An 11774-nucleotide genomic window follows, 5' to 3' on the forward strand; every position below is an offset into this window, starting at 1 on the left:
GAAATGCTCAAGTAGTTCGGCATCTTCGGATCGACGGCGTTGGCGGTGATCTCGAAGCGTTCGAGCCAGCGCCACTGCGCGACCTTCAGATGGTCGACGAGGTGCTGGGCGGCGCTCTCCGGGTCACCGTCGAGAAGGCATTGCAGGATCTTCAAATGCTCCTTCACCGCGTCCTCGATGAGCTCCATCGGGATCCCGAGGAACGGGTCGGTGAGGTAGCGCGTCGGCACGAAGAGGAACTGGGTGCGCTGCAGCGCGCCGAGGATCTCGGTGTTGGGGCAGTAGGACAAAAGGCTGCTGTGCAGGTCGATCTCGGCGCGGTCGAACTCGGCGCTGTCGATCGGCGAGCGGCTCAGCGTCTCCACCGCGTCCTTGTGCGCGGCCTCGATCCGCTGACGCGGCAGCAGCGGGAACGCCTTCAACAGCGCCTGCGGTTCGAGGAGCCAGCGCAGCTCGTAGAGATAGCCGACGCGCTCGGGCGTGACCTTCTCGGCATGCCAGTGGCCGGCGCGATCCTTCATGACGAGGCCGACGCCGTTCATCCGCGCCAGCACGTCGCGCGTCACCGTGCGGCTGACGCCGAAGTGCTCGCCGAGCTTCTGCTCGTTGATGTGCACCGAGCCGAAGAGGATGCGCATGGCGATCTCCTTCTCGAGCTCGGCGTACATGCGCTCCCACTGGCGGGGGGTGTCGAGGCGGAAGCTGTCGAGCAGCGCCGGCTCGCCCACGCGCGCGGAGGGGAAGGCGCTCACGACGATGTAGCCCTGCCCGTCGAGCTCGCGCAGGAAGCCGTCGCTGTGGAGGTCGACGAGCGCGGCGCGCGCGGGCGAGCGACTGACGCCGAAGGCCTTCGCCACCTGCGTCTCCATCACCCGCTCGCCGGCCTTGACGCGCCCGTTCTCGATCATCGTCTTCAGCAGCATGTAGATCCGCTGGCTGAGGGATCGCGAGCGCGCCAGGCCTCTGCGTGCTGCCGGTCTCTCGTCCATCGCGTCCATCATTCCATCATCGCCGGCAGCCATTGTGTCAGCTGCGGCAGGAAAAGCACGATGGCGAGACCGATGATCTGCAGAAAGACGAACGGCACTACGGAGCGGAAGATCTCACCCAGCGTGACGTCCTTCGGCGCCACGGCCTTCAGGTAGAAGGCGGCGGGGCCGAACGGCGGCGTCAGATAGGAGATCTGCATGTTCATCGTGAACAGGATGCCGAACCAGATGGGATCGAGCCCGAGATCTTTGATGATCGGCACGAAGATCGGCATCGTGAGCAGGACGATGCCGATCCAGTCGATGAAGGCGCCGAGCACGATCAGGATCAGCATCATGACCACGACGATGCCGAGCGGCGGCAGCGGCAGGTCGGAGATCGTGCCTTGCAGGAACGAGGTGCCGCCGCCCAGCGTGTAGATGCCGACGAGGGCGGAGGCGCCGAAGAACACCCAAGTCAGCATCGCCACCGTGCTGCCGGTCTGTTTCAGCACGTCGAACAGCATCGGGAACGAGAACTTGCCGTTGACGACGACCACGACGAGGGCGCCGAGAACGCCGATGCCCGCCGTCTCCGTCGGCGTGGCGACGCCGGTGTAGAGCGAGCCGAGCACCGCCCCGATGAGCAGGATGGGCAGGATGAGCGCCTTGCCGAGGCCGATCTTCTCGCGCAGCGGCATGTCGAGGTCCGCGGCGTCGGCGAGGGGGCCCTTCTCCGGCTGGAGATGGCAGGTGACGATCACGTAGGCGATGTAGAGCCCGGCGAGGAGCAGGCCCGGGATCACCGCGGCGAGAAATAGTTCGCCGATCGAAACCTGCGCGACGAGCCCGTAGACGATCAGCACGATGCTCGGCGGCAGCAGCGTGCCGAGCGAGCCGCCGCTGCAGATGACGCCGAGCGCGAGCTTGCGATCGTAGCCGCGGCCCAGCATCGCCGGCAGGCACACGAGGCCGAGCACGACGATCTCCGCGCCGATGATGCCGACCATCGCGGCGAGGATGGTGGAGGTCAGCAGCGTGCCGATGGCGAGGCCGCCGCGCAGCCGGCCGGACCAGACGTGGAGGGCGTGGAAGAGGCGTTCGACCACCCCGGCCCGCTCCAGCAGGCACCCCATCAGGACGAACAGCGGGACGGCGATGAGGGCGTAGTTGCCCATCAGCGTCAGCATCCGGCTCGGGATGAGGTAGAGCGCGTTGGGGCCGTAGGTCGACAGCGTCAGGATGACGGCGGTGAGGCCGGTCGCGAAGGCGAGCGGCATCCCGGTGACGAGCAGCGCCAGGAGGACGCCGAGCGTCAGAAGGCTGAGCCATTCACCACTCACGGGAGAGCCTCCCGATCGCGATCTTCAAACGGTTCACGCATTCGAGGATCATCAGGGCGGCACCGACCGGGATGGCGGTCTTCATGATCGTCGGCGCGTGCGAGTTCCAGCCGCCGCCCGAGGTTTCGCCGCTGCGGATCGCCGGGATGGCCTGCTTGCTGCCGTAGTAAACAATGACGGCGAGGAAGGCGATCGACAGGACGTAGGCGACGACGTCGAGCACCATCCGCGCCCGCGGCGGGAACCAGTTGTAGATGACGTCGATGCGCACGTGCTTGTCCTCGCCGAGGACGTAGGCGCCGGCGAGGACGTATTGCACGGCGGCGATGGCGATGACGAGCTCGAGGCCCCACACCGTCGGAGAATCGAAGAAGTACCGCATGCCGACGTCGTAGACGGTGATGAGAAAGACGGCGAGGTAGGCGGCGATTGAGCCGTATTCGCCGAGCTTGCGGTTGAAGAGGCTGATATATCTCACGGTGGCGACCTTAGGGGTTGCGGATCGCGTCGAAGGGGAGATGGCCGACCCGCCGACGCGGACCGGCCATCGGGAGCGCTCGGCTCCCGCTATCGACGACTAGTCGTCGATCAGCCCGATCTTCTTCATGTAATCGAGCTGGCTTTCGAGCGCCCGCTGGGCGAACTCGCTGCGGGTCGCGTAGGCCTTCCAGACGTCGACGGCCGCCTCGCGGAACGCCTTCTTGTCCTCGTCGCTCCAGTCGATCAGCGTCACGCCCTCGGCGGTGAGCTTCTCGGCGGCTTCCGCGTCCTTCTGCGCCATCGTCGCGACCATGTCGTCGGCGAAGGCCCGCACCGCCTCCTTCAGCGTCGTCTGCAGTTCGGGCGACAGGGAGTCCCACACGTCCTTGCGGATCGCGACGTCGGCGATCGACATCGAGTGGACGCCCGGATAGATCGCGTACTTGGCGATGTCGTGGAAGCCGAGCTCCTCGTTCATCGACAGAGTGCCCCAGTCGGCGCCGTCGACGACGCCCTTGTCGAGCGCGCTGTAGACCTCGGTGCCGGCCATCTCGATGGGGATCGCGCCGAACTTCGCGAACACGTCGGAGAACATGCCCTTCGACATGCGCAGCTTCATGCCCTTGAACTCGTCGGGATGCTCGACCGGCTTCATCAGCGGCAGCGATTCCGCGCCCCAGGTCGTGACGCCGATCGGGTAGAGGCCGAACGGCTCGTAGGCTTCCTGGAGCAGCTCGAGGCCGCCGTTCTCGTAGTGGTAGTCGAGCAGCTGCTCGGGCGTCTGATAGGCGCCGACGAGGCCGCCGAGGATCGCGAAGCCCGGCTCGCGCCCGGTCCAGTAGGCCGGCGCGTTGTGCTCGCCGTCGAGGACGCCCATCTGCACCGCCTCGAGCGTCTCGGCGGTGCCGACGACGGCATCGGCGGGCAGCGGGCGGATCTTGATCTGACCGTCGGTACGCTCGGCGACGTCCTCGGCGAAGCGCTCGAAGCTCTGCTGCGTCGCCGTTCCCGCCTGCCACAGGCTCTGGATCGCCCAGTTGTAGTCCTTCGCGGCGGCGGGACCCGCGAATGTCGCGGTCGCGAGAAGGGCGGCCGTCGTGGCGGCCGTGAATGCTCTCTTCATCTCTTCGTTTCCTCCTGCTGATGCGGGTTGGGACCGTCGCGGCGCGTCTAGCGGTGTGCCGGTCCCGTTCGGACCACGCGGGGTCCGGGTGTCGATCGTCCCGGAAGGGACGCCGGCTCGCTCATGGGCGCGGCGCCGGACTCATGGGCGCGGCGCCGAAACGATGGTCTGGCGCTGCCGGCCGAGCCCGGCGATGCCGAGCTCGACGACGTCGCCGGGATTGAGCCAGATCGGCTCGGGCTTCTTGCCCATGCCGACTCCCGGCGGGGTGCCGGTCGCGATGACGTCTCCGGGCAGGAGGGTCATGCAGCGGCTGACGTCGGCGATGAGGGCGGCGACCGGGAAGATCATCTTGTCGGTGTTCCCGGTCTGCATGCGCTCGCCGTTGACGTCGAGCCAGAGGTCGAGCTTGCCGGGATCGGGGACCTCGTCGGCGGTCACGAGCCAGGGGCCGATCGGGCCGAAGGTGTCGCACCCCTTGCCCTTCGCCCATTGGGTCGTCTCCATCTGGAAGGCGCGCTCCGAGACGTCGTTGAGGACGCAGTAGCCGGCGATGTAGTCGCCCGCCTTCTCCTCGGGGACGCAGCGCGCCGTGCGGCCGATGACGACGCCGAGCTCGACCTCCCAGTCGAGCTTGGTGGAACCGACGGGCTGCACGGTGTCGTCGTCGGGTCCGCAGATCGCCGAGGGCGCCTTCAGGAAGACGATGGGCTTCTGCGGCAGCGGCATGCCCGCCTCTTCGGCGTGGTCGGAATAGTTGAGCCCGATGCAGACATACTTGGAGATCCCCTCCCACGGCACGCCGAGGCGCGGGGTGCCCTCGACGGGTGGGAAGTCGGCGAGATCGAGGCGCGCCAGCTCGGCGAGGAGACCGTTCTCGAAGGCGCGGGCATGGAGGGCGGGGACCTTCGAGGAGAGGTCGCGGACGACGCCGTCGGCATCGACCGCGCCGACCTTCTCCGCGCCGGGCTCTCCGAATCTCAGAAGCTTCATCGTGTGTCTGTCCTCACCGGGTCACATCAGGGTTGAGCCGTCGTCGACGACGAGGGCGGCGCCGTTCATGTGGCGCGCCTCCTCCGAGGCGAGGAAGGCGATGACGTTCGCGACGTCCTCGGGGCGGGCGAAGTTCGCCGCTCCGGCGCGGCGCACCCCGCCGTCGACCTGGCTCTCGATGCTTTCGATCATGCGGCCGGCGATCGGGCCGGGCAGCACGGCGTTGACCCGCACTCCGCGCCCGGCGGCGTCGAGCGCGGCGACGCGCGTCAGCCCGAGCACGGCGTGCTTGCTCGCCACGTAGCCCGCAAGCCCGGCCCGTCCGCGGATCGCCGAGGTGGAGGCGACGTTGACGATCGCGCCGTGGCCGCGGCGCGCCATGCGCGGAAGGGCGGCCTGCATGACGAGCAGCACGCCCTTGACGTTCACCGCCATGACGCGGTCGAAGACGGCCTCGGGATAGGCGTCGATCGGGGCGACGGCGCCGGCGATACCGGCACTGTTCACGAGGACCGCCACCCCGCCGAGCGTCCGCTCGATCGCGTCGAAGGCGTGCTCGAGCGTGTCCGCCCGCGTCACGTCCGCTTCGAGCGCGATACCGCGCCCGCCCGCCGCCTCGATCTCGTCGAGGGTGTGTTGGGCGCCGGCAAGACTGCTGTCGAGAAGGGCGACGGCCGCCCCGTCCCGGGCGAGCCGGAGTGCCGTGGCACGGCCCAGATCGCCACCTCCACCGGTGACGACCGCGACACCGGGATCGTCGAGGGGCTCCATTCCCGTCCCCGCTTCCTTCCGCTTCGGGCCACCGAACCGTGTGTATCGGCGGCCTCAATATGTATTTTGAATATCCTGTACGCTTCGACCAGAGCCGTCAAGTGCGGCGGAGAAATTTGGCCGATGCGACTGAAAGTTGATGGAAATTCGCGGATTCACGCAACGCATGGAGGGCATTTCACGGAATTGACGTGCCCCCGATTGACACGGATGCTTGTTGACGTACTTTGGATACGAAAATCATATCGGTTCGCGTTCGAGCCGATGCCCTGGCAAGAAGCGACGATGTATGAACGCCGACCGAACCGTCACTGCGGTCGAGGACTTGAGGATCCTGGCGCGCCGCCGTGTGCCGCGCATGTTCTATGACTACGTGGACTGCGGCTCGTGGAGCGAGGCGACCTATCGGGCCAACAGCCGGGACTTCGCGCACTGGGAGTTCAAGCAGCGCGTCGCGGTGAACATCGAGGGCCGCTCCACCGAAACGACGCTGCTCGGCGAGGTCGCCGCGATGCCCGTCGCCCTGGCGCCCGCCGGCCTCGGCGGCATGCAGTGCGCCGACGGGGAGGTCCTCGCCGCGCGGGCGGCCGGCGCGTTCGGCGTGCCGTTCACGCTGTCGACGATGAGCGTGTGCTCGATCGAGGACGTCGCCGAGGCGACCCAGCGCCCTTTCTGGTTCCAGCTCTACATGATGCGTGACCGCACCTTCATGGGCGATCTCATCGACCGGGCGAAGGCGGCCGGCTGCTCGGCGCTCGTCCTCACCCTCGATCTCCAGGTCCAGGGGCAGCGCCACAAGGACATCAAGAACGGCCTCTCGACACCGCCGAAGCTCACTGTCGCCAACCTCCTCAACCTCCTGACCAAGCCGCGCTGGTGCTGGGGGATGCTGCGGGCGAAGCGGCGCACCTTCGGCAACATCGTCGGCCATGCCCCCAATATCGAGGACACCAGCTCGATGGCGTTGTGGGTCAGCGAACAATTCGATCAGACGCTCGATTGGGATGCGGTCGAGTGGGTGAAGGCGCGGTGGGGCGGCAAACTGATCCTCAAGGGCATCATGGATCCCGCCGACGCGCGGCTCGCTGCGGACGCCGGTGCCGATGCGATCGTCGTCTCCAACCACGGCGGGCGCCAGCTCGACGGGGCGCCGTCGAGCATCCGCGCCCTGCCGGCCATCGTCGACGCCGTCGCGGGGCGGACCGAGATCCACTTCGACAGCGGAGTGCGCTCCGGTCAGGACGTCTACCGCGCGGTCGCCCTCGGCGCCAAGGGTGTGCACATCGGCCGCGCCTACATGTACGGGCTCGGTGCGCTCGGAGAGGACGGGGTCGCGCGCTGCCTCCGCATCCTCAGGAAGGAACTCGACCTCACCATGGCGCTGTGCGGGGTCCGCACGGTCGAGGGCATCACGCGCGACACCATCATCCCGCGAAGCTGAGCCGGCGATATACCGAGGAGGAACGTCAATGTTCGGAAACTTCAAGCTCTATCCGAAGAGCGGGGTCAATCCCCACCATTCGCCGGCCTATCCGCTGGAATGGGACTGCACGCTGCGCACCGTCGAGGTGGTCACCCGCGTCGACCCGGCGAAGATCGACGCGATGCTCGAAGGCAGCGGCTTCGAGCGGGTCAACGACCGCGTGGCCTTCCGCTTCATGCTCTCGCCGGGGCACACCCTGTCGGTGCCGAACGGGGCGATGTTCGATCTGATGATCACCGTCGCCGTGCGCTATCAGGACCTCTTCACGCAGACCCACGTCTACATGTACTGCAGCGATCCGATGGGGATGGCCGCGGGCCGCGAGATCTTCGGCTACACGAAGAAGGACTGCACCTACAAGTTCGACGAGGATGCCTTCGGCGCGATCCGCGGCTGGGTCAATCGCCGCGGCTTCCAGCTCGCCGAATTCTCCTTCGTTCCGGACGAGACGGCGCCGCTGGTGCGCCTCGTCGACGGGGACACGCAGCCGGGCGGTGAGATCCACGTGCGGCGCTTGCCTCACCCCGAGCGGCCCGAGCCGGCCTACGAGGACATCGTCTACCGCCTCACTCCGCTGCAATATTCCGCACCTCTCGTCGGCAAAGTCGACCTCGACCTCTACCCCTCCGAGTTCGATCCCATCGCCGACCTCGAGCCGGAGGTGCTCGGCGCGCATTTCATGACGTCGCGCGTCTACGCCGGCGGCTTCGATCTCGAGGATCGCCGCCTCATCAAGCGCCTGACGCCCTGACCAAGGGCCGTCGGCAAGACGCCGCAGGCGACCGGCCGCTGGGGGAGGGGATGGCATGAGGGTTCTCGTATTCGGTGCGGCCGGCTTCGTCGGGCGCCGGCTCGTCGCGGCGCTCGCCGGGAGTGGTGTGGACGTCGTCGGCGCCGACATCGCGGCCGCTCCGGCCGGCGCCGCGCCCTGTCCCATCCATGCGGTCGACGTCGGCGATCGCGACGCCGTCGCCGGACTCACCGCGGACGTGCGGCCCGACGTCGTCGTCAACCTCGCCTACGCGACCGGCGCGGCCATCGAGGCGAACCTCGACCGGTCGACACGCATCAACCTCGGGGGTCACGTCCATGTGCTCGACGCGGCGATCGCCTCTCGGGCGCGCCGCGTGGTCTATTCGAGCTCGATCGCGGCCTATGGGCCCGACCAGGCGCTCTACGGGGACCGCGACATCGTCGAGAGCGACTCGTGCCCGCTCGAGCACCACGGCACGACGTACGGCGCGATGAAGGCGTTCAACGATTTCGTCGCCGCGCGTTACCGGGCACGGGGACTGGTCGAGACCTGCGGCGTGCGGCTCAGCATCGTCTTCGGGCCCGGTCGCCGCCACGGCTTCACGGCGTGGACGTCCCGCATGCTCGATCCGCCGAGCGGGGAGGGCGTCCCTGTCCCGCTTGCGGCGGAGCAGGCGCTGAGCCTCATTTCGGTGGAGGATGCGGCCCGGCTTCTCGCCCTCGCGGTGGGCGCGTCCGGTGCGCTGCCGCCGCTCGTCAACTCCGGCGGCCATCGCGCGAGCGCGAAGGGCGTCGCCGACATGGTCGTGCAGATCGAGCCGCGCGCCCGCTTCACCTTCGAGGACCATCCGGCGGAGATGCCCTTCGTCGATCGTCTCTCCGGCGATCTCGCCCGGGAGGCCCTGGGCTTCCGCCCCCAGCCCTTCGCCGCGGCCCTCCGCGCCGAAATGGCCCGCGCCGCGGACGGCGCCACTTCCTGAGAGCGCGCCTTGCGGACCGGCGTTTAGCAAAACGCCGTGACCGCATGAGGAACGAGCAAGCCGACCACGGTGCGCGCCGAGCCTGATCGCCGGCAGCGGGGCGGGGTGCCGAGCGGGTTCCGCGACCTCAGCCTCAGCCGAAAAGGTCGGGAAGGTCGCTGAAGCCGTGGCCCACGTCGAAGGGGAAGAGCCCGCCGTCGTCGCCGGCTAGGTCCGGATCTGCGGGCGGGGTTTCGTCCGGAGCCGCAAGATCGGTGGCGAAGTCGGCGGGGCCGGTGTCGCCCGTCCGGGGCGGGGCGAAGACGAAGGCATCGTCGCCATCCTCGATGAAGGTTTCGGTTTCCGGCGTGGGATCCTGCGGGCTGTCGTCGACGATGACGATCTCGACGCGGCGGTTGCCGGCGCGCGGGGTGTCCTCGTCTTCCGGGCCACGGCCGTTCGGTTCGGTCGTGATGTCGTCGTTGGCCATCGCTCTGTTCTCCTGTTCGTCTGACAAGACTGAACATGGGCGGTCATCGGCCAGCGGCCTGTGATGCAGATGACAGTCTGGTCGAGCAGGGCGAAACGGCGTTCCCGCCGCGCCGGGGCCGGCTCGAGCCTTCGTTCGGCCGCACCCTCACGGGCGGCAACAAGCGGGCAATCGTGCGGCCCGCCGGCGCCGCGATTCAGCGTTCATCGGGGTGCACAGGATTGCATCAAGCGGCGGCTGCAAAATCAGCACACAACCGTGTTGCGCGATTTGTAGGTTTGACCATATATTCCAACTTGCAAGTCGTTGTGAGCGTGAACATGCGATAGGCCAACGAATTGAAAAGAACGAACATAGCTCCTCTCGACCGATCGTCGCCGATTCCGTTGTATGCGCAACTAAAGAGTCGCTTGTTTCCCATTCTTTCGCATTGGGAAAACGTGGATGAACGGTTCTACACAGATGAAGAGTTGACGCGTCTATTCGACGTTAGTCGCGATACGGCGCGACAGGCGATTTCTGGACTTGTCGAGGACGGTTTGCTGACCCGCGTGCGGGGGCGCGGAACGTTCGTGGTGTTCCCTGCCGTGGAGGAGCGCTTCAACGCAGGGATGAACTTCGAGCAGCAGTGGGCCGACCGCGGCACGCCGATGCAGATCCGCCGTCTGGCGTTCGAGATCCGTGCCGCCGATGCCGACGTCGCCGCCCGCCTCGCGCTGCCCGTCGGCACCGAGATTCTCTACATCAAGCGCATGCGCTCGACGGCGGGCGTGCCGATCGCGCTCGACCACCGCTACCTGCCGGCGCGCCTCGTGAAGGAGTGGGGGCCGGAGGCGGCGGAAGCCTCGATCCTCCACCGCGTGTGGGAGGAGCACGGCCTCAGCGTCGGCGACTTCACCATCACCGCCGACCTCGCCGACGAAGAGGCCCGGCTTCACCTGATGCTTCCCGAGGGGGCGCCGGTCCTCATCCGCCAGCTGCGGTACCACAACGCCGCGGGAGACATCCTATTGGCCGGTCAAACCGTGCATCGTGCCGATCTTGCACGCTATTCGATGCAAGTTCCGCTCGAAAAACCGGCCGATGGAGAGCAACCGTTCGCAAAACTCGTGTCTCTTGGGCTCGATGTGCCTGCGAACGATGCTGAAGATGCTTTGTTGCGACTACCTGAGTGCGAGTGAACACACTTCCCAACACCCTTTGAAGCGGTGCAAACTGAGGAGCCGGGCTATGCTCAATCGTCGTGTCGTATTGGCTGGGATGGGCGGACTGGCCGCCAGTACGGCGCTTGCCCCCATCCGCGCACGCGCCGCAGATGAGATCACCATCGGGTCGATCGTCTCCGCCACCGGTCCCGGCGCCTTCCTGGGCCAGGACATCAAGGACGGCATGGGCCTCGCCGTCGAGCAGATCAACGACGCCGGCGGCATCGGCGGGCGCAAGATCAACTGGATCGCCTACGATTCGGAAGGCCAGACCCAGAAGGCCATCGCCGCCACCAAGCGCCTGCTCACCCGCGACCGGGCCGACATCATCGTCGGCGGCGGCGCCATGAGCGGCATCGCCCTCGCCATGGCCCCGATGGCGGAGGCGGCCAAGGTGCCGTTCATCTCCACCGAAGGCGCCATCAGCATCGTCGAACCGGTCGCCGAACGTCAGTACATCTTCAAGAGCACCGTCGACGATTCCCTCGTGATGGGCCGCCTCGACGACTACTTCACCAAGAAGGGCATCACCAAGGTCGCGATGGTCGCCGACACCTCCGGCTTCGGCCAGGCCGCCGTCGCGCAGATGAAGAAGTTCACGGAGGAGAACAACCCCTCCTGGAGCGTGATGTACGAGGGGTTCAACCCCACCGACACCGACATGATGGCCCAGCTCACCCGCGTCCGCGATTCCGACGCCGAGGCGATCCTGTGCTGGACCGTCACCCCCGCCGGCGTGGTGTTCTTGAAGCAGGCCCAGCAGCTCGGCCTCGACAAGCGCACCCTCCTGCACTCCTACGGCTTCGTCGCTCCCCAGTACATGGAGCTCGCCGGCAGCGCCGCCGACACCCTGCAGCTCATCAGCGTCAAGTTCCCGGTCGGCGACGAGCTGCCCGACGCGGACCCGATGAAGCCCGTCATCGCGAGCCTCACCGACGCCTTCATCGAGCGCTACGACCGCAAGCCCAACCAGTTCGTCGCCCAGGCCTACGACGCGATCCAGCTCGCCCGCCTCGGCATCGAGGGCGCCGACGGCGATATGGCGAAGGTCAAGGACGCCATCGAGAGCATCAAAGGCTACGCCGGCTCCGGCGGCGTCTTCAACTTCTCGCCCGAAAAGCATTCGGGCCTGTCGAAGAACGACCTCGTGCTCGTCAGCTGGGCCGACGGTCGCTTCCACCTTTCCGACTACGCCTGACGCCGTTC

General features: G+C 67.3%; 12 protein-coding genes. 5 read left to right on the forward strand and 7 right to left on the reverse strand.

What is annotated here, in order from left to right:
* The 6 genes from JCR33_RS22515 to JCR33_RS22540 all read right to left on the reverse strand — a co-directional run.
* A partial coding sequence (locus JCR33_RS22515) for a GntR family transcriptional regulator (protein ID WP_198884396.1) occupies positions 1–989 on the reverse strand: 989 nt, incomplete at its 3' end.
* An 8-nt stretch (positions 990–997) separates the two neighbouring features.
* Positions 998–2311 carry a TRAP transporter large permease gene (locus JCR33_RS22520; protein ID WP_332461253.1) on the reverse strand — a complete coding sequence of 438 codons (1314 nt, stop codon included), beginning with the start codon at positions 2309–2311 and terminating at the stop codon, positions 998–1000.
* Positions 2301–2789, reverse strand: coding sequence for a TRAP transporter small permease subunit (locus JCR33_RS22525; protein WP_198884397.1), 489 nt, complete (start codon positions 2787–2789; stop codon positions 2301–2303). The genes JCR33_RS22520 and JCR33_RS22525 overlap by 11 nt, the downstream gene beginning before the upstream one ends.
* A gap of 99 nt (positions 2790–2888) precedes the next feature.
* A complete protein-coding gene (locus JCR33_RS22530) occupies positions 2889–3914 on the reverse strand; it encodes a TRAP transporter substrate-binding protein (RefSeq protein WP_198884398.1) in 1026 nt (341 codons plus the stop codon).
* Positions 3915–4055: 141 nt separating this feature from the next.
* Positions 4056–4907 carry a fumarylacetoacetate hydrolase family protein gene (locus JCR33_RS22535; protein ID WP_198884399.1) on the reverse strand — a complete coding sequence of 284 codons (852 nt, stop codon included), beginning with the start codon at positions 4905–4907 and terminating at the stop codon, positions 4056–4058.
* 21 nt (positions 4908–4928) lie between these two features.
* Positions 4929–5678, reverse strand: a complete 750-nt coding sequence (locus JCR33_RS22540; RefSeq protein WP_198884400.1) for an SDR family NAD(P)-dependent oxidoreductase — start codon at positions 5676–5678, stop codon at positions 4929–4931.
* 289 nt (positions 5679–5967) lie between these two features.
* Between JCR33_RS22540 and JCR33_RS22545 the strand changes: the two genes are divergently transcribed.
* From JCR33_RS22545 to JCR33_RS22555, 3 genes are read left to right on the forward strand one after another with little or no spacing between them, the layout of a single operon-like run.
* Positions 5968–7119: an alpha-hydroxy acid oxidase gene (locus JCR33_RS22545; protein ID WP_198884401.1), complete on the forward strand. Its 1152-nt coding sequence runs from the start codon at positions 5968–5970 to the stop codon at positions 7117–7119.
* Positions 7120–7147: 28 nt separating this feature from the next.
* On the forward strand, positions 7148–7912 hold the full coding sequence (locus tag JCR33_RS22550) for an acetoacetate decarboxylase family protein (protein WP_198884402.1): 765 nt from the start codon (positions 7148–7150) through the stop codon (positions 7910–7912).
* Between the two features lie 55 nt (positions 7913–7967).
* Entirely contained in the window at positions 7968–8894 is a 927-nt protein-coding gene (locus tag JCR33_RS22555; protein WP_198884403.1) for an NAD-dependent epimerase/dehydratase family protein, read from the forward strand.
* Between the two features lie 133 nt (positions 8895–9027).
* Here JCR33_RS22555 and JCR33_RS22560 read toward each other — a convergent pair whose 3' ends face one another.
* Positions 9028–9363: a hypothetical protein gene (locus tag JCR33_RS22560; RefSeq protein ID WP_198884404.1), complete on the reverse strand. Its 336-nt coding sequence runs from the start codon at positions 9361–9363 to the stop codon at positions 9028–9030.
* Between the two features lie 410 nt (positions 9364–9773).
* Between JCR33_RS22560 and JCR33_RS22565 the strand changes: the two genes are divergently transcribed.
* Both JCR33_RS22565 and JCR33_RS22570 read left to right on the forward strand, forming a co-directional pair.
* Complete coding sequence (locus tag JCR33_RS22565; protein WP_198884405.1) at positions 9774–10544, forward strand: GntR family transcriptional regulator; 771 nt, start codon at positions 9774–9776, stop codon at positions 10542–10544.
* A 49-nt stretch (positions 10545–10593) separates the two neighbouring features.
* On the forward strand, positions 10594–11766 hold the full coding sequence (locus JCR33_RS22570; RefSeq protein WP_198884406.1) for an ABC transporter substrate-binding protein: 1173 nt from the start codon (positions 10594–10596) through the stop codon (positions 11764–11766).
* Positions 11767–11774 lie beyond the last annotated feature (8 nt).

This window comes from Acuticoccus mangrovi, assembly GCF_016411865.1.
GTDB lineage: Bacteria > Pseudomonadota > Alphaproteobacteria > Rhizobiales > Amorphaceae > Acuticoccus > Acuticoccus mangrovi.